This window comes from Campylobacter sp. TTU-622 (assembly GCF_016598965.1).
Classification (GTDB): domain Bacteria; phylum Campylobacterota; class Campylobacteria; order Campylobacterales; family Campylobacteraceae; genus Campylobacter_D.
Genome location: NZ_JAENKR010000001.1, coordinates 56,599 through 77,673 on the forward strand (window position 1 = coordinate 56,599; position 21,075 = coordinate 77,673).

General features: G+C 27.6%; 21 protein-coding genes. 6 read left to right on the forward strand and 15 right to left on the reverse strand.

All coding sequences use genetic code 11. From position 1 onward, the window contains the following. Window positions 1-2 precede the first annotated feature (2 nt). Entirely contained in the window at window positions 3-1,403 is a 1,401-nt protein-coding gene (locus JG677_RS00380; protein WP_200169276.1) for an aspartate ammonia-lyase, read from the reverse strand. Between the two features lie 225 nt (window positions 1,404-1,628). On the opposite strand from JG677_RS00380, the gene ung reads away from it, so the two are divergent. Continuing rightward, the gene (gene ung / locus JG677_RS00385; protein WP_200284606.1) at window positions 1,629-2,327 is read left to right on the forward strand and encodes a uracil-DNA glycosylase; all 699 of its coding nucleotides are present in this window, start codon (window positions 1,629-1,631) and stop codon (window positions 2,325-2,327) included. A gap of 42 nt (window positions 2,328-2,369) precedes the next feature. Here ung and JG677_RS00390 read toward each other — a convergent pair whose 3' ends face one another. The 13 genes from JG677_RS00390 to JG677_RS00450 form a co-directional block, all read right to left on the reverse strand. Continuing rightward, window positions 2,370-2,870 (reverse strand): flagellar FLiS export co-chaperone, encoded by a 501-nt coding sequence (locus JG677_RS00390; RefSeq protein ID WP_200169278.1) that lies wholly within the window; start codon window positions 2,868-2,870, stop codon window positions 2,370-2,372. 42 nt (window positions 2,871-2,912) lie between these two features. Then, the gene (locus JG677_RS00395) at window positions 2,913-3,506 is read right to left on the reverse strand and encodes an ABC-type transport auxiliary lipoprotein family protein (RefSeq protein WP_200169279.1); all 594 of its coding nucleotides are present in this window, start codon (window positions 3,504-3,506) and stop codon (window positions 2,913-2,915) included. Next, a complete protein-coding gene (locus JG677_RS00400) occupies window positions 3,507-4,394 on the reverse strand; it encodes an MlaD family protein (protein WP_200284607.1) in 888 nt (295 codons plus the stop codon). It lies immediately after the preceding gene. Between the two features lie 2 nt (window positions 4,395-4,396). Further along, a complete protein-coding gene (locus tag JG677_RS00405; RefSeq protein WP_200169281.1) occupies window positions 4,397-5,119 on the reverse strand; it encodes an ABC transporter ATP-binding protein in 723 nt (240 codons plus the stop codon). Next, window positions 5,119-6,231, reverse strand: a complete 1,113-nt coding sequence (locus tag JG677_RS00410) for an ABC transporter permease (RefSeq protein WP_234126292.1) — start codon at window positions 6,229-6,231, stop codon at window positions 5,119-5,121. The genes JG677_RS00405 and JG677_RS00410 overlap by 1 nt, the downstream gene beginning before the upstream one ends. 1 nt (window position 6,232) lies before the next feature. Continuing rightward, window positions 6,233-8,131 (reverse strand): transketolase, encoded by a 1,899-nt coding sequence (gene tkt, locus JG677_RS00415; RefSeq protein WP_200284608.1) that lies wholly within the window; start codon window positions 8,129-8,131, stop codon window positions 6,233-6,235. A gap of 9 nt (window positions 8,132-8,140) precedes the next feature. Next, window positions 8,141-8,983, reverse strand: coding sequence for a polyprenyl synthetase family protein (locus JG677_RS00420; protein ID WP_200169283.1), 843 nt, complete (start codon window positions 8,981-8,983; stop codon window positions 8,141-8,143). Next, window positions 8,980-10,077: a PDZ domain-containing protein gene (locus JG677_RS00425; RefSeq protein ID WP_234284604.1), complete on the reverse strand. Its 1,098-nt coding sequence runs from the start codon at window positions 10,075-10,077 to the stop codon at window positions 8,980-8,982. The genes JG677_RS00420 and JG677_RS00425 overlap by 4 nt, the downstream gene beginning before the upstream one ends. Beyond that, window positions 10,074-10,376: a YbaB/EbfC family nucleoid-associated protein gene (locus JG677_RS00430; protein ID WP_200169284.1), complete on the reverse strand. Its 303-nt coding sequence runs from the start codon at window positions 10,374-10,376 to the stop codon at window positions 10,074-10,076. The genes JG677_RS00425 and JG677_RS00430 overlap by 4 nt, the downstream gene beginning before the upstream one ends. Beyond that, window positions 10,377-11,666 carry a UDP-N-acetylmuramoyl-L-alanyl-D-glutamate--2,6-diaminopimelate ligase gene (locus JG677_RS00435; RefSeq protein ID WP_200284609.1) on the reverse strand — a complete coding sequence of 430 codons (1,290 nt, stop codon included), beginning with the start codon at window positions 11,664-11,666 and terminating at the stop codon, window positions 10,377-10,379. It abuts the gene before it with no gap. Next, window positions 11,650-12,198, reverse strand: a complete 549-nt coding sequence (locus JG677_RS00440; protein WP_200169286.1) for a histidine kinase — start codon at window positions 12,196-12,198, stop codon at window positions 11,650-11,652. The genes JG677_RS00435 and JG677_RS00440 overlap by 17 nt, the downstream gene beginning before the upstream one ends. Further along, window positions 12,185-12,457, reverse strand: a complete 273-nt coding sequence (locus JG677_RS00445; protein ID WP_200169287.1) for a NifU family protein — start codon at window positions 12,455-12,457, stop codon at window positions 12,185-12,187. The genes JG677_RS00440 and JG677_RS00445 overlap by 14 nt, the downstream gene beginning before the upstream one ends. Before the next feature lie 78 nt (window positions 12,458-12,535). Further along, complete coding sequence (locus tag JG677_RS00450) at window positions 12,536-13,879, reverse strand: DUF2130 domain-containing protein (protein WP_200284611.1); 1,344 nt, start codon at window positions 13,877-13,879, stop codon at window positions 12,536-12,538. Between the two features lie 112 nt (window positions 13,880-13,991). Here JG677_RS00450 and JG677_RS00455 point away from each other — a divergent pair, with 112 nt between their 5' ends. The 5 genes from JG677_RS00455 (at window position 13,992) to JG677_RS00475 (ending at window position 19,793) form a co-directional block, all read left to right on the forward strand. Further along, window positions 13,992-15,212, forward strand: a complete 1,221-nt coding sequence (locus JG677_RS00455; RefSeq protein ID WP_200284613.1) for a multidrug effflux MFS transporter — start codon at window positions 13,992-13,994, stop codon at window positions 15,210-15,212. Between the two features lie 81 nt (window positions 15,213-15,293). Next, on the forward strand, window positions 15,294-16,961 hold the full coding sequence (locus tag JG677_RS00460; RefSeq protein WP_200284616.1) for an L-lactate permease: 1,668 nt from the start codon (window positions 15,294-15,296) through the stop codon (window positions 16,959-16,961). Window positions 16,962-16,973: 12 nt separating this feature from the next. After that, window positions 16,974-17,711: a (Fe-S)-binding protein gene (locus JG677_RS00465; RefSeq protein WP_200284618.1), complete on the forward strand. Its 738-nt coding sequence runs from the start codon at window positions 16,974-16,976 to the stop codon at window positions 17,709-17,711. Beyond that, entirely contained in the window at window positions 17,708-19,141 is a 1,434-nt protein-coding gene (locus tag JG677_RS00470; RefSeq protein WP_200284620.1) for a LutB/LldF family L-lactate oxidation iron-sulfur protein, read from the forward strand. The genes JG677_RS00465 and JG677_RS00470 overlap by 4 nt, the downstream gene beginning before the upstream one ends. After that, window positions 19,134-19,793 (forward strand): LutC/YkgG family protein, encoded by a 660-nt coding sequence (locus tag JG677_RS00475; protein ID WP_200169293.1) that lies wholly within the window; start codon window positions 19,134-19,136, stop codon window positions 19,791-19,793. The genes JG677_RS00470 and JG677_RS00475 overlap by 8 nt, the downstream gene beginning before the upstream one ends. On the opposite strand, the gene JG677_RS00480 is transcribed toward JG677_RS00475, so the two are convergent. After that, window positions 19,780-21,024, reverse strand: coding sequence for a glycosyltransferase family 2 protein (locus tag JG677_RS00480; protein WP_200284622.1), 1,245 nt, complete (start codon window positions 21,022-21,024; stop codon window positions 19,780-19,782). The two genes, JG677_RS00475 and JG677_RS00480, sit on opposite strands and share 14 nt — an antisense overlap. Window positions 21,025-21,075: the final 51 nt, after the last annotated feature.

The following is a 21,075-nucleotide window of genomic DNA, read 5'->3' on the forward strand; positions in this document are numbered from 1 at the left end:
CTTTATTTCTCAATACTTGGATTTAACATATGTTCAGGAGTTAGATATTCGTCTAACTTTTCTTTGGTTAAAAGTTTTCTTTCTAAAACAATATCAGCTACTTTTTTTCCAGTTTGTAAAGCTTCTTTAGCAACTGATGCTGAATTTTCATAACCTATATAAGGATTTAAAGCTGTTACTAAACATACAGAATTTAGCATAGTTTCTTTACAATTTTCTGGATTAGCTGTTAAATGTTTTATAGCTTTATTTGCTAAAGTTAGCATTGCATTTTCTAATAAAACCAAAGAATTAAATAAAGCATAAGCAATTCCTGGTTCAAAGGCGTTAAGTTCGAATTCTCCTCTTTCTGAACAAAGCGAAATTGTAACATCATTTCCTATTACTTCATAGCAAGCCTCTCCAACAACTTCAGGAATAACTGGATTTACTTTTCCTGGCATAATGGAACTTCCTGGTTGTAATTGAGGTAAGTTAATTTCACTTAAACCACATCTTGGACCAGAATTCATAAGTCTTAAGTCATTCACAAGTTTAGAAAGTCTAACTGCAGCAGTTTTTAAAGCACCACTAACATGAACAAAATCACCTGTATCTTGAGTGGCTGCTATAAAATCTTCAGCGGGTTTAAAAGTAGTTCCTGTAATTTCGCTAAGATATTTTTCAACTAAATTTTTATAGTCTGGATGACAGCAAATTCCAGTTCCTATAGCAGTTGCGCCTAGATTAAGATAAGTCATTGACTCTCTTGCTTTTGTTATTTTTTCTATATCACTTTTTATATAAGTTGCAAAAGCGTTAAAAGTATTTCCTAAAGTAGTTGGAACCGCATCTTCAAGCTCTGTTCTTCCTATTTTTAAAATATTTTTATATTCTTTAGCTTTGATTTCTAATTCATTTTTTAAAATTTCCATAGCTTTTAATAAATCACCCATTTTAGCATGAACTGCAACTTTAATAGAGCTTGGATAAGTATCATTTGTCGATTGTCCGAAATTTGTATTATCATTTGGATGAAGATATTGATATTCTCCTTTTTTATGTCCCATCATTTCAAGAGCAACATTTGTTATAACTTCATTTACATTCATATTGGTGCTTGTTCCAGCTCCACCTTGTATCATATCAACAACAAATTGATCTAAAAATTCTCCATTGATAATTCTATCACAAGCCTTTGCTATAAAATCAGCTCTATTGGCTTCAATCATTCCTAAATCTTTATTAGCTAAAGCAGCTGCTTTTTTAACTTGTGCAAAAGCTTTAATAAAATAAGGATATTCTTTTAGTTTTCTTCCGCTCATTTGGAAATTTTCCAAAGCTCTATAAGTTTGAATTCCATAATAAACATCATTAGGAATTTCTAGTTCTCCGATAAAATCATGTTCTTTTCTTAAACTCATTGTCAAGCCTTTCTTTTGGAATAATTTATTATAAAAAATAGATTTATAATAAATATTATAATAGAATCATAGTTAATAATTAATTAATAAAAAATTAATTATTAATTTTTTATTGTATTAATAAAAAAATAATTTAATAATAAATATTTTTTTACAGATATAAAAACTATTTTTATTTTGCTACAATTTTATTAAATTTTTCAAACGTATTTTTTAAGGATAATAATGGAAAATTTAAATATTAAACTCCACCAAATTAAAATGAATGATGATTGGAAAGAATTTTTAAAAGATGAATTTTATAAACCATATTTTTTAGAGCTTAAAAGAAAATATATAGAAGCTATAAAAGAAAATAAAATTATATATCCACCATCTAATTTAACTTTTAATGCTTTTAATCTTACTCCTTTGCATTCTTTAAAAGTTATTTTAATCGGACAAGATCCTTATTATCAACCAAATCAGGCTATGGGTCTTAGTTTTTCTGTTCCAAATGGGGTTAGAATTCCTCCAAGTTTAATAAATATTTATAAAGAATTAAATAATGATTTAGGTATAAGTATCCCAAAAAGTGGCGATTTAAGTTCTTGGGCTAAACAAGGAGTTTTGTTATTAAATTCTATTCTTAGTGTAGAAGCAGGAAAAGCAGCAAGTCATAGTCAGTGGGGATGGCAAGAATTTAGTGATGCTGTAATTTCTAATTTAAATGATAGAAGAGAAAATCTTATATTTTTACTTTGGGGTAATTTTGCTAAAAGCAAGAAAAGATTAATTGATTCACAAAAACATTTTATACTAGAAGCTGCTCATCCTAGTCCTTTGGCTGGAAATAAATTTTTAGGATGTAAGCATTTTTCTAAAGTTAATGAAATTTTAAAAAAACTAGGAAAAACACCTATAAATTGGGATTTAAATTTCTAAAAATCATTTTAATAAATTCTTAATAGAATTTCTATTAAGAATTTATCTAAATAAATTTTTAAAATCTGTAGTTTGTGTATTGTAGATTGTATTATTACCTATAGATCCAGTAGCTATAATACTTGCTAGTTGTGCGAGAATGGTTTTAATCTCATCTCTTTTATCTTCTATATAAGATAAAATTCCTTCATATCCGTTATTTTCGAGCATTAATAAAGGATTTGTGATTTCAAATTCAAACAATTGTTCTCCAGCATAGACATTAAAAATATTTCCAAATAAAGTCACACTCATAAAAGAGCAATTTTGAATTAAAGATGCAACATTAGCATCTAAGGTTCTTTTTTGTATGTCGTCAAGATGATTAAGCTCTAATCTTTGATTTATATTTTGAGAAACTTTTTTTAAGGTTAGATCTAAAACTTGCAAAGCCCCGATAAAATCATTAGCATCATTAATTTGAGAGCAAATTCGTTTTGCTTCAAAACGACTCATTTCTTTTACTTCACCTAGATGTTTTTTAAGTGTATTTAATCCATCCATTTTTGTCCTTCAATTAATATTTCTAAAAATAGAAAGCAAATACTATTCCTTTATTTGTATAGAATCATTAATCCATATAATTACTTCATTGCTTAATTTATTACAACCTATTTCAAAGGCTTTAAGAATTTCTCTTGGAGTATTATTTGTAATTTTTTCTTTGATGGTAAAATACTTATGAGATATTAAAGCATTATTTTTTACATCAATTAAATTAAGACTTATATTTATTTTTGCGTAATTATCATTTTCTTTTAGAATTTGTTCAAAAGAGTCTATACGTCCTTCTAGTACAATATCAGCATTTATTTTGCTATGTTTTCCAATTAAAGTTTTAAAAAGATGACTTCTTTCTAATTTATCTAATAACATAAAACGTAATAAATTATTAGGAGTATCCGCCCAAAAATGATAAGCATAAATGTCACTTATATCATCTTTTATATAAGTTATATTTTTTGAATTTAAATATAAAGGAAGATCAAGATCTAAAATTTTTAGGGTTTTATCTGTGGTTTTAAAACTTTGATTAAAATCTTGTTCATTGCTTTTTAGTATAAATTCTTGAGATATATCTGTAGTTTTAATTGAGCAAGCACTTAAAAATACCAATATAAATAATAATATAGCTTTCATTTATTCTCCTGGTCCCAATTTTGGCTTATTGTTTTTAAATATCAAATCTGATGGACTTCTTCTTAAATCTTTTAAGAGTTGATTACTTTCTAAAAGTAAGATTTTAAAAAGTTCTAAATTAGAGAGCAAAGAAAAACGTATATCATCGAAGTTTTCAAGTTTATCATCGGTTTTTTTAATAAGATTATTAAACAAAGTAGAACTATTATTGATATTTTCAAGACTTAATCTAGCATTTTTAGATAAAATACTCACTTCATCTGCCATGATCCCTAGTTTTTTGCTTGTGGTTATGAGATTTTCATTTAAAAGATCAAAATTTTGATTGATATTTGAGCTTAGTGTAGCTAAATTTTGCAAAATAAGTTCTACGTTTTTTAAATTTTTATCACTCAGTAAAATTTTTGATTTATTATCGGCTGTTTTTACAAGAGAAAAAATATGCTCACTTTGTTTATCGATCGCTGTAAAAAAGCTTTCTTTAAATTTTATAATAGGAATGTATGTTTTTGTACTTATTAATTTTTTAGAATTTTTACTTCCGCCTTGAAGTTGGATAAATTTAAGCCCTGTTATGCCTTGAAGTTGTAAAGTAGCGAAAGTGTCTTCTTTTATAGGGGTATTTTTTTTCACTTTAATAAGTATATTAACACTTAAATTATCTTTTTCATCAATGCTAATTTTTTCAACATTTCCTATCTCAACCCCTAAAAGTCTTACAGGTGCTTTTACGCTTAATCCTGCCACAGATTCTTGAGTGTGAATTTCATAAAAGCTAAATTCTTCATCTTTTGAATATCCTTCAAACCATATTATAAAAATAAAACTAAAAAAGAATACACCAAAGACAAAAAATCCTATCCAAAAATAACTTGCCTTATTTTCCATAATTACTCCATAAATCTTTGATAAAGCTTTTTATTTTGGGTTTTAAGTTCTTCACAAGTTCCCATAAAAGCGACTTTTTTATCTTCTAAAATGATAAAGCGATCAAGTAGGGTTTTCATACTATCTTTATCGTGGGTTACTAAAATAATATTTAAATTAAAACTTTTTTTCAAATTTAAGATGAGTTCATCAAAAGCACGGCTACTATAAGGATCTAATCCTGAAGTTGGTTCATCTAAAAATAAAAGTTTAGAATCAAGTGCTAAAGCTCTGGCAATAGCTACTCTTTTTTGCATACCTCCACTTAATTCGCTAGGGTAAAGATTTAAAACATTTTCATCAAGACCTACCATTTTAATTTTCATATGAACAATTTCTTCAATTGCATTATAATCAAGCTTTGTGTATTCTCTTAAAGGAGTAGCTATATTTTCAAAAACAGAAAAAAAACTAAAAAGTGCGGCAAATTGAAAAACAACTCCCCATTTTTTTTGTAAAATTAGAGCATTTTTTTCACTAATACCTTTTAATTTGAAGCCTAAAATTTCGTATTCTCCCCCATCAAAATGCTCTAAAAGAAGCATTTGTTTTAAAAGAACTGACTTTCCGCTTCCACTTCCGCCCAAAATTCCAAAAATTTCATTTTCTTTAATTTCAAAATTAACTTTATCGTGGATAAGTTTTGTTCCAAAATAGGTTGTGATATTATGAGCTTTTATTATCATTAAAATCCAATTTTAGTTAAAAATACAGAAAATAGAGCATTAAATGCTATAATCCAAAAAATAGTATCAACAACACTTTTTGTTGTAAAAATTCCAATACTTTGAGTTGTTTTTGCTACATTAAATCCCCTAAAATTAGAAATAATCCCTATTAAAAATCCAAATATAGGAGCTTTAATAATCCCTATAAGTATATTTTTAAAATCAATAGCTTCTCTAAAGCGTCTTAAAAATTCTCCTGCATTTATATCAAGACTAAGTTTTGCAACAATTATACCCCCTAAAACACTTACAATATCGCTTATAATAACTATTAAGGGCATAGCGCAGACTAAAGCCATAACTCTTGGAATAACAATAAATTCAAAAGAATTAAATCCCATGGTATTCATAGCAGCAATTTCATCTGTAATCTTCATAACACCAATTTGTGCTGTATAAGAGCTTGCACTGCGTCCTGCTATAATAATTGCTGCTATAAGGGGTGCTAATTCTCTTGTAGCTGAAATTCCTATTAAATCAACAATGAAAATATTAGCTCCAAATTGAGCAAGTTGGTAAGCAGCTTGATAAGCTAAAACAACTCCTACTAAAAAAGCGGTTAAAATTACAATAGGGAGAGCTTTTAATATAGAATCTTCTATGTGATATAAAAAGGCAATAAATCTAAATTTCTTAGGCTTAGCAATACAAAAGGCTAAAGAGCTAAAAAATGCACCTAGGAAATAAAAGAATTGTTTAAACGTCTTAAATAAATTTACACTTAATCTGCCAATATTTATAAAATAGTCTTTATAAGAGAATTTGTTTTGTTCTTTGGGGTAAATTCTTTTATAATTTTTTTCGCACAAATTAAAAAAATGAGAAAAATTAGAACTTAAGTTGAGTCTTTGAACTTTTATATTTTTTTGTGCTAAATCATATTCTAAAGCAAGAAAAAATCTTACTCCAGCAGTATCTATAAATTCTAAATGCGTAAAATCAATAATAATATTTTTTTGACCTAATTGTTTATGAAGTTTAATTTTTGGAAGATTTGTTTTATCCCAAATTCCAAAAATTAAAAGTCTATCTAAATTTTCTTCTTCTTTAAGTTTAAAATAACAAGACATTTTATAATTTAAGTAAAAAGTCACAAAGCTTTGAAACGCTAAAACCAAAATGTTCAAATACTTCTTTTTCTTTACCGCTTTCTCCAAAATCTTTTATGGTGTAAAGTTCATCACAAAATTCGTAAAGCTCATTAGAATTAGCTGCTTCTACGCCTATAACTTTACCTTTTAAAAGTCTTTCTTGATAATCTTTGTTTTGTTTTTTAAAAAGTTCATAGCAAGGCATAGAAATAACATTGCACGCGATCCCATTTTTTTCAAGCTCATTTGCACTTTCTAAACAAAGACTAACTTCACTACCACTTGCTAAAAGGGTAAATTTAGCATTTTCATTTTCTTTAATTAAATAAGCTCCATTTTCTACATCTCCAAAAACAGGTTCTTTTAATGCTTTTAATTTTTGACGCGATAATACAAAAGCACTTGGAGTATCAGCTTTTAAAGCAATTTTCCAAGCTTTTACATTTTCAACTCCATCTGCAGGACGAAAAGTTAAAAAATTTGGCATAGCTCTAAAGGTGCTAAGTTGTTCTATAGGCTGGTGAGTTGGGCCATCTTCTCCAACTCCTATACTATCGTGAGTAAAGATAAAAAAATGTTTTATTTTCATTAAAGCTGCTATTCTTGCAGCAGGTTTTAGATATTCGCTAAAGATAAAAAATGTAGCAGAAAAAGGTAAAAATAATCCATATCTTGCAAAAGCGTTATTAATTGCTGCCATTGCGTGTTCTCTTATACCAAAATGGATATTTTTACCTTCTACAAAATCTCCCATATTGTGAAGTTCTGTTTTATTTGAAGGACCTAAATCTGCACTTCCACCTAAAAATCCTTTTAAATTTTTAGCTAAGATATTTAAAATTTCTCCATTACTATCTCTTGTGGCTAAGTCTTTATCTTTGAAATCAGGAAAAGTAATTTTTGAAAAATCTGGATTTAAAAGTTCTTCTAATAATTCTTTTTTATCGCTATTTTTTAATTTTGCTTTCCATTTAGCTTCTTCTAAATCTCCAAGTTCTATAGCTCCTTCAAAACGAATTTTTACTTCTTGTGGAATTTCAAAACTAAATTCAGGATTAAAACCTGAATTTATTTTAGCTCTTTTAATAATATCTATTCCTAAAGGAGCTCCGTGACTTTTATGCGATCCTTCAAGTTCTAAGGCTTTTTTTGCTATTTTTGTATTGGCTATGATAAGACTTGGTTTTTTACAATTTTTAGCCCAAATTAAAGCTTCATTAATAGCATTAAAATCGTGTCCGTCTATTTCTTGGACTTCAAAATTTTGCGCTTTAAAACGCATTTTTACATTTTCGTTAAAAGCTAAAGCAGTATCACCTTCTATGGATATATTATTGCTATCATAAATTAAAATAAGATTGTCTAGTTTATGCACTCCTGCCAAAGAACAAGCTTCATAAGAAATTCCTTCTTGTAAATCCCCATCTCCTAAAAAGCAATAAATTTTATGATCAATAAGATCTTCTCCTAGCAAAAAAGCTGCTTTTTTTGCTGCCATTGCAAAACCTACAGCATTAGCCACTCCTTGTCCTAATGGACCTGTGGCAATTTCTATACCTGGAGTTGAGATTTCTGGATGTCCTGGTGTTTTAGAATGAATTTGTCTAAAATTTTTAAGATCTTCTAAGCTTAAATCATAGCCACAAAGATGAAGGAAGCTATAAATTAAAGCACTTGCGTGTCCACCTGAAAAAATAAGTCTATCGCGATTAAGCCAATTAGGATTTTTAGGATTATGTTTTAGATGAAGACTAAGAGTTGTTAAAATATCAGCTAAACCTAAGGCTACTCCTGGATGCCCTGAGTTGGCTTTTTCTATCATATCAGCACTTAAAAATCTTAAAGTATCTGCTTGTTTTTGAAGAATTTGTATATCCATATTTTACCTTTATTGCAAATATTGCGTAATTAAATTAAATAGTAATTTTGCTAAATTTTTATCTAGAGTTTGAAGATTGTTTTTACATTCTTTGATTAGTTTTTCTTTATGTGAAATAGCTTGTTCAAGCCCTAATAAATTAACAAAAGAATTTTTATTAATATCAGATTTTGAAGATTTTCCACTTTCTTTTTCATTCATTATAACATCAATAATATCATCATTAATTTGAAAGATAAGACCAAGTTTTAAACCTATATTATAAATTTGTTCTGTTTCTTGTGGATCTAATTCACAAATTTCACAACCCATTTTTAAACTAGCGGCTATTAATCTAGCAGTTTTGTGTATATGTAAAAATTCAAGTTCTTCTAAATTTAGTTTTTGATTTTCAAAAAAACAATCAATAGCCTGTCCTATAATCATACCATTAATTCCTGCATTAAAGGCTAGGGTTTGTATTAGATTAATTTTAATGCTATCTTTTAATTTTAAACGCGAGAGCAATAAAAAGGCTTCTGTGTTTAAAGCATCGCCTACTAAAATAGCTGTAGCTTCATCATAGGCTTTATGCAAAGTTTTAAGATTGCGACGTAAATCAGCATTATCCATAGCAGGTAGATCATCGTGGATTAAAGAATAAGTATGCATAAATTCTAAAGCCAAAGCAGCATCTAGTGCATCAGATAAAAGTTTTGGATTTTTGGCTTCTACTACTCCTAAAAGGAGTTGGGCGCGAAAATGTTTTCCTCCCGCTTTAAGCATTGAAGCTAGGGCTTCATTGAAAAAAGGATGGAAACTTTTTACATTTGGAAGATGGCTATTTAAGTGTTTTGTAAAAAGTTCTTTCACTTCCTAAGCCTTATGAAAAATTGAAATTCACCATCTGCTCTAGAGTTAATATCGGTTGCTAAATTATCATAAAAGCGACTTAAAGGCAGTTTATCACTTTTTCTTTGGATTAAAACATTAAAATCATTTCCTTTTATAAGAATATCTTGTAAATTTTTAAAGTCTTTAATAATTTGATTATTAACACGTAAAATTTGATCGCCAACCATAAATCCTGCTGTTGCTGCTTTAGAATTTGGTTCAACTTTTGTTATGATAAGAGCTTTATTAACACTTAGGCCTAAATTACTTTTAAAACTTGTTGGAGCTGGTTTTGGTTTATTGCTTGGAAGATTAAAATGACTTATATCTTTTTCAAAGACAACGCTTGAGATATTAAGTTCTTGATTATCTCTTAAAACATTAAAATAAAGCGTACTTCCCCTGTCGGCAAAAAGAATTTTTTCATTAAGTTTTCTTAAATCTTTTATGTTTTCTCCATCAACGCTAAGGATCTGATCATTGATTAAAAATTGACCATTTTTTCTTACATTTTGAACATATATTTTATTTTCTCTAAGATCAAAATCTACCCCAATATCTCCCCAATAAACATCATTATATTTCATAAAATGTTTTAAATAACGATTTCCAATAAAAGCATTGTTATTGAGTGCAATACCTAGCATATTACAACAAGGAGTGCTTAAAATTCCAATTTTTGAGTTAAAATCAAGTTGATCTCTTTCATTTAGATTTTGTGCTAAATATTTAATATGCCCTATGTAAGCTTTATCTGGATCTAAAATTCCTACCCAATCATTACGTGTTAAATTTTGTTCATCTACCATTTTTGTAGGGATAAGACTAAAATCTGTTCTTACAAGATATAAATTTAAAAATGGATCATATTTTACATATTTGTTAAGCTTTGTATCAGGTTTTTTTATAACAGCAAGTAAATTTTCATCTAAAACAAAAGCATCCATACCTTCATAATTTAATTTACTTGCTTTATTTCTTTCGTAACAAGCTACAAAATCTTCAAATCTTGGTCTTTCTATCGCAAAAGATAAAGAAAGCAAAATAAAAAAACTTAATAAAATTTTAATCATAATTTTAACCCTCCTAAAACATCTGTGGCTAAAGAATTACGATTTCTTGCAACCATAGATAAAACATCGTTAGTGGCAGAAATAAGTAAAATTTGCAAAGATTCTTTATCTTCAAGTAAAGAATCATCTATATTAATGTCAATAATTTCACCTTTTCCATTTGCACTGACCTTAACAAGTCCTGCACCACTTTTTGCACAAAATTCTTTTTTATCAAGTTCTGATTCCATGGCTTTTGCTTTTTCTTGAACCTTGTTTAAAAGTTCTCCCATTTTTGAAAGATCTAAATTATCAAACATTTATTTTCCTTGATTTTTATAAAATTCTTGAATAATAATTTTATCACTAAAAGGATATTTTATACCTTTAATCTCTTGGTAGTTCTCATCTCCTTTGCCTAAAATTAAAACCAAATCATCTTGTTCTTTTAGTTTTAAAGCTTTATAAATAGCTTCTTTGCGATCTGTTATTGTTAAAACTTTTGATTTATTTTCAAATCCTTGCAAAATATCTTCTATAATTTTATTGGGCTCTTCATCTCTTGGATTATCACTTGTAATAATAGCTAATTTAGCATAGTGTTCAACAATTTTTCCCATTAAAGGACGTTTGCTTTTGTCTCTATTTCCTCCCGCACCAAAAACAACAATCATTTTTTTATCTTTAAAGGTATCAAGGATTTTTTCAATTCCATCTGGAGTATGGGCAAAATCGACAATTACATTTTTTGCTATCTCTTCAACTCTTCCGCAAACTCCTCCAAAATTTGAAATAGCAGCTTCTAGTTTTTTTATATCAGGTTTTAAAAGTTCATTAATAAGAGCACTTGCAGCTAAAAGATTATAAAGATTAAAAAGACCAAGCAAAGAAGAGTTGATATGGAAACTCTTTTGATTTCCGGCCATTACAATAGCTGAAACACCTTCATTTAAAGAATAGGCTTTAATATGATAATAAGAAGGATTTTCTATGCCATAAGTAAAAGAATTTTTTACATTAAAACGAATAGTTTTTGCATCTTTATTGATAAATTTTATACTTTCATCTGTAAAAAAACTTTCTTTGGCTAAAAGATAATTGTTAAAATTTTGATGAAAATCTAGATGATCTATTGTGATATTGGTAAAAATTTTTGCTTTAAATTTTAAACCTTCAATGCGATTTTGAACTAAAGCATGTGAGCTTACTTCCATCACAAAAAAATCACATCTTTCTTTACTTGCCTTGCTTAAATATTCTAAAGTTTTTAATATAGGCTCTGTGGTAAGAGATTTTTCATTAATTTGTTTATCATTTATAAAAGCACCTCTTGTTCCACAAAGAGCACATTTATATCCTAAATCTAGTAAAATAGAATAAATAGCAGCTGCAGTTGTTGTTTTGCCATTTGTTCCTGTTATACCTATAATTTGAATATTTTCATCAATATCTAAAAGTTTTTTACATTCCTCTACATTGATGATTTTTGCACCTTGTTTTTTAGCTTGATCAATAAATTGTTTGTTTTGACTATTGCATAAGAAAAAACAATCTTTTTGACATTCTAAAGAATTATCGGTTATAAAAGTGTCTTTAAATTTTAGAATCATTTTTCATCTTTAATAATTTTTTTTGAATTTTAATAAATTTTTTATTTGCCCAAAAATGTAAGAAAACATCTTCTATATAATTTAAAGTAAAATCTTTATAACCATTATCAAGAAGCTTTTCTAAAAATTCTAAAAAATCTTCTTTATCATTGATGACTAATTTTCCAGAATAAATAATATTTTCAAAAGATTTTTTAAAGCCAATTTTTTCTTCGCTTATTAAAAAATCTTTATAATTAAGGGCATAACCATCTTCAAATTCACTTTCTTTTGGTAATGCATTTTTAAATTCAATAGAGTTCAAAATTTGATCAAAATCTTTATCGATGAATTTTAAGCGATAATTGTCTATATAGAATTCAAAAAGCAAAAGAGCTTCTTGAGGATGATTTAAGGCTAAATCACAAAGATTTATGAAATTTAATAAACGTTTATTTTTTCTTTTTTCATAAGCTAAAGAAAAATAAGTTTTTGCAGTTTTAAAATCTTTCCTATAAAAATGATCAATGCCAAGCTGTTTATAATTTTGCAAATTCTTGTGCTCCACCATCTAAATTAATAAGAGTTATATCAGGATGAATGTCAATTTTTAATTGTCTTTCAAGTCCATATTTTAAAGTTGTTCCACTTGCTGAACAACCTTTACAAGCGCCAATTAGATGAACATAAACTACGCCTTTTTTTATTCCTAAAAATTCTAACCCCCCGCCATCTCTTTCTAAAATGTGTATATTTTTTTCCAAACAAGCTTTAACAGGATTTACAAGCTCTTCATCACTAAAAGGCATCATGCTTTTACCCTTTTATTTGAAATTTTTAAAAATACTTTAGCACGATTGTATTTAAAAAAAGGTAAATTAAACCTTATTTTATTCTTCTTCCCTAGCAAGATTTTCAAGACTTTTTAATCCTTCTTCTCCTATAAGATTTTTTCCTTTTAAAGTTCCAAATATAGCATTTAAAGAGCCTACGATAGAATGAGAATTAAAACTCAAACTTTCTATAGCTCTTGCTCTTTTTTTCCATATGTTTTGCATAGCTCTCATTTCACTTTCTAAATCTTCTTTCATATTTTGATAAGTTTTTAAAATCAAAGTCATTTGAGTGCTAAATTCTTTAGAATTTAAATATTCGTATAAAAGATGATTTTTTTCTTCTTTATTTTCTAAAGAATTTTTAAGTCTATGAAAATTTATAATGCTTTCTCTAATAACGCAAATTGCACTTTTAAATTCATTGAAAGTGCAAATTAAAATTCCTTCTTTAAAATGAATTTTTTGTTGATCTTTTGGCATAGTTTTTGTGAGCAAAACAGCAATATCTACTTTTGTTTTAATACTATCTTGTTTAAGTTTATCAAGCCATTCTTTATTAAATTCTTTAGTTCTTTTACTTTCATATAAAATACTTCCACAAATATTTCCAAAATGATCTTTAACAATATGTAAGCAATCTGCTCCATTAATGCCTTTTGGAACCTCTTTAATTTCATCTGTTAAAAATTCATTTTTTAAAAATTCTTCTATAAGAAGTTCTTGTGCTTCTCCTTGAAGTTGTTGCGATCCTTGTTCCGCTTTTCTTTTTGCGGCATCAAGTTCTTTTTTGATGCTTTCTAGTTGTAGCTTTAGTTCTTGTTGCTTTAATTCTTCTTCGTTTTTTTTATGTTCAAATTCAATACGCAAACGTTCTTTTTCAAATTCTAAATTTTTCTTTTCTTGTTCTTTAAATTCTTTAAAAGCTTCTTGTTTGGCTAAAAATTTGATTTTTTCTTCATTTTCTTTTTGTTCTCTTTTTAATTGTTCATTTTCAGCCTTTAGAAAAATTAATTCAGTTAATTCTTTACTTTTTTTCTCTAATTCATCTTGTATTAATTGTTTTTCTTTCTCGTGTTCTTTAATAAAATTTTGAATGAATTGCTTTTTAAAGTTGTCTTGTTCTTTTTGCATTGATTTTTCTATTTGATCTATTTGATTTTTCAAACCCTCTTGAATTTTTTGCTTAATAATTTCTTCTTGTTTTACCTTTTCTTCTTCAAGTTTGGCTAAATGTTTTTTATACTCCAATCTTTTTTCTTCTACTTCTTTATTAAATTCTTGTTTTTGTTTTTGAATTTCTAAATTTGCTTGATTTAAAACTTGAGTATAAAGTGCTTGATTGATATTTATAAATTCATTACATTTTGGACATTGAATTTGTTTTTCATAAATTTGCATAATATTTCCTTTATGGTATTTTAAATATTTTAACATATAATAAAAGCTTTGTTTTAGGAATATAGTTTGTATTGGTAGAATTTATGTTAAATTTTTGTTTTAAGGAAAATTAATGCAAAAACCTACTTCAATTCAAGGATTTAAAAAATTTAAACTCATTATAATTTTAGCTTTAATGTCTAGTATAGCTCCACTTTCTACGGATATGTATTTACCAGCTTTAACTCACGTAGAACAAAGTTTTAAAACAAGTACTTTTTTAACACAACTTTCTTTAGCAAGTTTTTTTATAGCCTTTTCTTTAGGACAGCTTATTTATGGTCCTTTAAGCGATATTTTTGGGCGTAAAAAACCTGTTATTTTTGGGATTTTACTTTTTATGATTTCTAGTTTTGCTTGTGTTATGGTAGATAATATTTTTCTTTTTATTTTTTCAAGATTTTTGCAAGCTCTTGGCGGGTGTGCAGGTATTGTGATAGCAAGGGCTATTGTTAATGATTTATTTGAAATCAAAGAAGCAACGGGGATTTTTGCATTAATGATGGTTTTTTCATCTTTAGCTCCTATGATTTCTCCTACTTTTGGAGGAATACTTCTTAATTATTTTTCTTGGCATAGTATTTTTATCACCTTATTTATTCTTGGAATCATTTTATTTTTTATGATAATTTTTGGACTTCAAGAAAGTGCAAATTTAACTCAAAATCAAAAATTTTCATTTAGGCAAACTTTAAGTGCTTATAGTATTGTTTTAAAAGATAAGATTTTTTTAACTTATGTATTGTCTGCTTCATTAGCTCTTAGTGCTATGTTTGCATATATTACAGGATCTAGTTTTATTTTTACAAAATTTTTTGATTTAAGCGAGCAAAAATTCGCAATACTTTTTGGTTTAAATGCCTTTGGTTTTGTTCTTTGTGCAAATATTAATGCAAAATTAGTTTTAAAATTTAATTCTGAGAAAATTTTATCTTATGCATTATTTTTAATGCTTGTTGCAACTTTAATTTTATTTTTAAGTGCTTTTTTAAATCCTAATTTTTATCTTTTTGAGATATTGATTTTTATAAGCATAGCTTGTTTAGGTTTTATAGCGCCAAATACTACAACCTTAGCTATGGCAAGGTTTAAGCAATGCTCTGGTACAGCTTCTGCTATACTTGGAACTATGCAGTTTGGCTTAGCTGGGATTGTTTCATTTTTTGTTGGAATTATAAATGCAAATACTCCTATAGTTTTGGCATTTTTAATGTGTATATGTGTTTTTTTAGCAAATATAGTTTATTTTGTTACAAAATTAAAAAATTATTCTGTTACAAAAATACTCAATTAAATTTAAATATTTATTAAAACTCCTACTTTAATTTATCGTTTTGCTAAAATCTAAAAAGATAAAATCAAAAAGGATAAAAATATGTGGGAACAAGTTTATGATCCGCTAGGAAATATTTGGCTTAGTGCTTTATTTGCTTTTTTGCCTATATTTTGTTTTTTAATATGTTTAGTCTTTTTTAAACTTAAAGGCTATCAAGCAGGATTTTTAACAGTTGTGTTGGCTTCTTTAGTAGCTTTAATAATTTATAAAATGCCTTGGAATTTAGTTGGAGCTAGTTTTATACAAGGTTTTATAAATGGAATGTGGCCTATTGCTTGGATTATTATTGCAGCAATTTTTCTTTATAAGCTTTCGATTAAATCAGGTTCTTTTGAAATCATTAAACAAAGTATGATGAGTATTACTCCTGATCATAGAATTCAAGTTATTTTAATAGGTTTTTGTTTTGGTTCTTTTTTAGAAGGAGCCATTGGTTTTGGTGGTCCCATTGCTATTACGGCTGCACTTTTGGTAGGACTTGGTTTTAAACCTTTACAAGCTGCTGGGCTTTGTTTGATAGCAAATACTGCTCCCGTTGCTTTTGGAGCAGTAGGAATTCCAGTAACTGCTATGTGTGATCTTTTGGGAATTCAAGGAGGAGCTATTTCTGCTATGATAGGGCGTATGCTTGTGCCACTTTCTTTTATAGTTCCTTTTTTTGTAGTTTTTTTAATGGATGGATTTAAAGGTATTAAAGAAACTTTTGCACCTGTTTTAGTAGCGTCAATTAGTTTTACTTTAACTCAATTTTTGAGTTCAAATTATTTGGGTGCTGAGCTTCCGAGTATTATTTCGGCAGTTGTTTCTCTTGCTCTTACTATAGTTTTTCTAAAATTTTATAAAATTAAAAATATATATCGTGTAGATGGAAAAACAGATTTTAAAAATGATTTAAATTTGAATATGGGTTTAATAATTAAAGCTTGGACTCCTTTTATTTTACTTATTGTATGTATAATTTTTTGGACTCAGCCATTTTTTAAAGAACTTTTTACAAAAGATGGAATTTTAGCTTTTACAAGTATTAGTTTGGCTTTTAATAATATAAGTGGAGGCATCCTGAGTCCTTCTATAGTGGATAATACAATATTAAAACCTATAAATTTAGGACTTGGAATAGATTTAATTAATGGAAAAAATGTTGCTCAGGCTGGAACAGCTATACTTTTTGCGGCTTTTTTAACTATTGTTATATTAAAAATTAAAGCAAATGATGCTGTTGAATGTTTTAATGCAACTTTAAAAGAAATGGCTATACCTTGTCTTACCATAGGTCTTGTTGTGGCTTTTGCTTTTGTGTCTAAAAATAGTGGTATGAGTTCAACTTTAGGACTTGCTTTTGCACATACAGGAGGAGCCTTTTCTTTCTTTTCTCCTATTATTGGTTGGATAGGAGTTTTCTTAACAGGATCGGATACTAGTGCAAATTTACTTTTTGGAGCCCTTCAGCAAATTAGTGCACAAAAACTTGGAGTAAGCGAAGCTTTATTTTTAGCAGCTAACTCAGTTGGTGGAGTAGTTGGAAAAATGATTAGTCCTCAAAGTATAGCTGTTGCTTGTGCTGCAGTAGGCCTTGTAGGAAGAGAATCAGAGCTTTTTAAATTCACTCTTAAGTATTCTATAGCTTTTGTTATTTTGGTAGGAATTTGGACTTGTATAATAGCTTTCTTTTTGCAAGGTATCATTCCTCCTGTAGTTTTAAAATAGAAAGGTTAAAATATGAAAAAAGTATATTTTTATGCGACTTGTTTAGGAATAGCTGCTATGCAAGATACAATTTTAAATGCTTTAAAGCTTTTGCGTAGAGAAGGTGTTGAGGTAATATTTAAGAAAAAACAAACTTGTTGTTCTCAGCCTTCATTTAATTCAGGATATTTTAAAGAAAGTAAAGAAATAGCCCTTTATAATGTAAATTTATTTGATGAGCCTTATCCTATAGTGGTTCCAAGTGGATCTTGTGCAGGAATGATGAGCCATGATTATTTAGAACTTTTTAAAGATGATGTGCATTTTGAAAAAGTAAAAGATTTTTCTCAAAGAGTTATAGAGCTTTCGCAATATTTAGATGAAGTTTTAAATGTTGATTATGAAGATAAAGGAGAGCCTATAAAAATTACTTGGCATTCTAATTGTCACGCTTTAAGAGTTCAAAAAAGTATTGATGCTAATAAAAATTTAATTAAAAGACTTAAAAATGTAGAACTTGTTCCTTTAGAATATGAAGAAGAATGTTGTGGTTTTGGAGGAACTTTTTGCGTAAAAGAACCAGAAATTTCAAATGCTATGGCTAGAAGTAAGATTAAAGATATACAAAACTCAGGAGTTAAATATTTAGTTAGTGCAGATGGGGGTTGTCTTTTAAATATTAGTGGAACGATGCAAAAAATGGGACTTGATATAAAGGCTATTCATTTGTACGATTTTCTAAATAAACGCTTACAAGGAGAGAGTCTATGAATAAAATTCCTCATGAAGAAATGGTTAAAATCAAACTTAATGATAAACAAATGCAAGAAAATCTCATAAATGCTATGCATACTTTGCAAAGAAATCGTCTTAAGGTAATTGATGATAAATTTAAAGATTGGCAAGGCTTGAGATCTAAAGCCAAACAAGCTAAAAACAATGCTTTAATGAATTTGGAAGATAGACTTTTAGAATTTGAAAAAAATGCTAGTGCAAATGGTATGATAGTGCATTGGGCTGATACCAAAGAAGAAGCTTGTGAATTAATTTATGAACTAATGGTGCAAAAAAATATCACAAAGATTCTTAAGGGAAAGTCTATGGCAAGTGAGGAAATAGGCTTAAATCATTACTTAGAAAATAAAGGCTTTAAAGCAATTGAAACAGATTTAGGAGAACTTATTTTACAATTAAATGGTGAAAATCCTGTTCATATAGTTGTTCCTGCAATCCACAGAAATCGTTATGAGATTGGAAAAATTTTTGAAGAAAAATTAGGTGCTACTTTAGAGAGTGAGCCTGAAAAACTTAATGCTATAGCAAGAAAACATTTAAGAAATGAATTTGAGGGATTAAAACTGGGTTTAAGTGGAGTAAATTTTGCTATGTCTAAAGAAGGAGCTTTTTGGCTTATAGAAAATGAAGGAAATGGTAGAATGTGTACCACAGCTCCTGATATCCATATAGCACTTTGCGGAATTGAAAAAGTAATGGAAAGTTTTGAAGATGCTGCTACTATGGTATCTTTACTCACCCCTTCTGCAACAGGACAATTTATTCCAACTTATAATAATATCATTACGGGTCCTAGAAAAAATGGGGAATTAGATGGGCCTAAAGAAGTACATATAATACTTTTTAATAACAACCGCACCAATATGCTTTCAAATGAAGATTATTATGAAGCGCTAAGATGTATAAGATGTGGAGCTTGTATGAATTTTTGTCCTGTTTATGATCAAATAGGAGGACATACTTATCAAACAACTTATCCAGGACCCATAGGAGAAGTAATTAGTCCTAATATTTTTGGTATTGATTATACAGGAGATATTTTAACATTCTGTTCGCTTTGTGGACGTTGCTCTGAAGTTTGTCCTGTTAAAATTCCTTTAGCAGATTTGATTAGAAAATTAAGAAGAGATAAGGTGGGACAAGGAGATAATCCGCCAATAGGTGCAAATTTAGTTAAACACAATAAAGCAGAAGCTTTTGCTTTTGCAAGATTTAAGGATCTAGCTACAAATGGAAATTTATGGAGATTTTCTTTATCAAAGGCCCATTATTTTAATTCTTTATTGCATAGTTTTAAAGATTCTTTACCTGTGATTAAAAATTGGAGTACTTTTAAAGAGTTGCCACAAATTAAGAAAGATTTATATAAAGAGATAGAAAAGCTTGAAGGAGTGATTTATGAGTAATAGAATTTTAGAACTTTCTTCAAAAAGCAAAGAGAGTATTTTAAATAAAATTAAAAATGCTTATAGCAAAAAAGATTTTACTTTTATTCCAAGTATTGATCCAATAGATCATATAAATACTAAAGATGATATGCTTAGTGAATTAAAACAAAAAATGAGTGATAATAAATACATAGTAGAAGAATGCTCCAAAGATAAGCTTGAAGAAAAGATCAATGAAATTGTAGCAAAGTATGATTATCAAAAAATGATTTATGGAAAAAGCTTAAATTTAGATTTATCAAAAATAAAAGCTAATGAAAAAATTTGTTTTGATAAAAATATAGAAGAGTTAAGAACTGAAGTTTTTCAAAGTGATTTTTCTGTAATACACGCAAGAGTAGGGGTTAGTTCCCATGGGGTAGCCTTAGTGCTTTCAAGCAAAGATCAACCTAGAATGCTTTCTTTAGCTCCAAAACTTTGCATAGTTTTACTTCAAAAGCAAAATATAGTAAAAAGTCTTAGTGAAGCTTTAAATTTAGCAAAAGAAGAAAATAAAACTTTACCAAGTAATATTTTATTTATTGCAGGACCATCAAGAACAGCTGATATAGAACTTATAACTGTTTTTGGAGTGCATGGGCCTCAGCAAGCTCATATTATCTTGTATTGATTTTTTTAAAATCAATACAAGATTTAAATCGCAATAGCTTTAATTTAAAATCTTTTTTAAATAAACGAAACATTATTTTAAATCTTAGTCTAAGATTTAACTTTTGAAGTAGTTCTTTTGTATGCAAATAAGAAAGAGGATAAAATTCAAGCATGTAAAAATCTGTGTAATAAGAACAAGCTTTAATCAAAAAACGATCTTTTTTATATTTTTGGTTTTGGCAAATGAAGTTAAAAATATTAACGGCAATAACACATAAACAATGTGCCTTAAAATAAGATCTTAAATCATTGTAATTATTAAAATATTCTCTTAAAAATTCTTGATTTTTGGGTAGTTTCTTTGGAAATTTAGTATCTTGTTGGCTTTGAGTGATGGAATTTTCTCTAATTCTATAAACCATTAATTTTATATTTTCATAATAAATATTTTTGGCATTTAAAAACAAAATCGTTCCAAAGTCATGATCTTCATGATAAATACCATAAGTAAAACGAAGTTTATAAGAATTTAACATTTTGCTTTTAAAACTTCCTTGCCAAGCAAAATAAAAAAGATATAATGAATTATCTTTTAACAAATCAAGGCCATTTTTGTAAAAATTCTTCTTAGTATTTTTTAAAATATCAGTATCTGGATGAGTGATAAAAGTTTTTTTGTGTTCTAAGAATTCTTTAAAGGAATGTATAAAAATATCTAGTTTTAATTCAAGCATTTTTTTAACACAAGTTTCAATGCAATCTTTTTCTAAATAATCATCAGAGTCTAAAAAATGTATAATTCTTTTAGGTAGTCTTTGTATGATTAATTCATTAATATTTTTTAAAGAAGTTTTAATATAGCGCGATTGAGCTGTGTTTGTAAAAAGAAAATTAATTTTTTCATTTTTTATGATTGTTTGATCATAATTAAAAAAATTTGTGTTTAAATAGCTTTTAATTTTAATTTTCTTATTGCTTTGAAAATATGTTCTTAAAGGGCTTTGCTTAATAAATTCTAATCCCATATTTCTTGCAGAACTCAAACCGCCATTCTTTTTGGAAATAAGAAAAAACCTTTTATCTTTTTTTACATAATTTTGTGCTATTTCTAAGCTTCCATCATCACTTCCATCATCAACTAAAATAATATCTAAATGAGTATAAGTTTGATTTATCACACTTTTTAGACATTGTTCTAAATAGTTTTTTGTATTATAAATAGGAATTATAATTGAAACTAAAGGTTGCATAAAACACCTTTTTTAATTTTTCTTTTAATTTTCAAATAAAATATATAAATT

Excerpts from the sequence above, each read along its gene's own strand:
- ung (WP_200284606.1), top strand. The coding sequence starts at position 1,629 with ATGGAAAATTTAAATATTAAACTCCACCAAATTAAAATGAATGATGAT.
- JG677_RS00460 (WP_200284616.1), top strand. The coding sequence starts at position 15,294 with ATGTGGGAACAAGTTTATGATCCGCTAGGAAATATTTGGCTTAGTGCT.
- JG677_RS00450 (WP_200284611.1), bottom strand. The coding sequence starts at position 13,879 with ATGCAAATTTATGAAAAACAAATTCAATGTCCAAAATGTAATGAATTT.
- JG677_RS00425 (WP_234284604.1), bottom strand. The coding sequence starts at position 10,077 with ATGATTAAAATTTTATTAAGTTTTTTTATTTTGCTTTCTTTATCTTTT.
- JG677_RS00445 (WP_200169287.1), bottom strand. The coding sequence starts at position 12,457 with ATGATGCCTTTTAGTGATGAAGAGCTTGTAAATCCTGTTAAAGCTTGT.
- JG677_RS00480 (WP_200284622.1), bottom strand. The coding sequence starts at position 21,024 with ATGCAACCTTTAGTTTCAATTATAATTCCTATTTATAATACAAAAAAC.
- tkt (WP_200284608.1), bottom strand. The coding sequence starts at position 8,131 with ATGGATATACAAATTCTTCAAAAACAAGCAGATACTTTAAGATTTTTA.
- JG677_RS00465 (WP_200284618.1), top strand. The coding sequence starts at position 16,974 with ATGAAAAAAGTATATTTTTATGCGACTTGTTTAGGAATAGCTGCTATG.
- JG677_RS00410 (WP_234126292.1), bottom strand. The coding sequence starts at position 6,231 with ATGTCTTGTTATTTTAAACTTAAAGAAGAAGAAAATTTAGATAGACTT.
- JG677_RS00455 (WP_200284613.1), top strand. The coding sequence starts at position 13,992 with ATGCAAAAACCTACTTCAATTCAAGGATTTAAAAAATTTAAACTCATT.
- JG677_RS00380 (WP_200169276.1), bottom strand. The coding sequence starts at position 1,403 with ATGAGTTTAAGAAAAGAACATGATTTTATCGGAGAACTAGAAATTCCT.
- JG677_RS00430 (WP_200169284.1), bottom strand. The coding sequence starts at position 10,376 with ATGTTTGATAATTTAGATCTTTCAAAAATGGGAGAACTTTTAAACAAG.
- JG677_RS00470 (WP_200284620.1), top strand. The coding sequence starts at position 17,708 with ATGAATAAAATTCCTCATGAAGAAATGGTTAAAATCAAACTTAATGAT.
- JG677_RS00390 (WP_200169278.1), bottom strand. The coding sequence starts at position 2,870 with ATGGATGGATTAAATACACTTAAAAAACATCTAGGTGAAGTAAAAGAA.
- JG677_RS00435 (WP_200284609.1), bottom strand. The coding sequence starts at position 11,666 with ATGATTCTAAAATTTAAAGACACTTTTATAACCGATAATTCTTTAGAA.
- JG677_RS00395 (WP_200169279.1), bottom strand. The coding sequence starts at position 3,506 with ATGAAAGCTATATTATTATTTATATTGGTATTTTTAAGTGCTTGCTCA.
- JG677_RS00405 (WP_200169281.1), bottom strand. The coding sequence starts at position 5,119 with ATGATAATAAAAGCTCATAATATCACAACCTATTTTGGAACAAAACTT.
- JG677_RS00400 (WP_200284607.1), bottom strand. The coding sequence starts at position 4,394 with ATGGAAAATAAGGCAAGTTATTTTTGGATAGGATTTTTTGTCTTTGGT.
- JG677_RS00475 (WP_200169293.1), top strand. The coding sequence starts at position 19,134 with ATGAGTAATAGAATTTTAGAACTTTCTTCAAAAAGCAAAGAGAGTATT.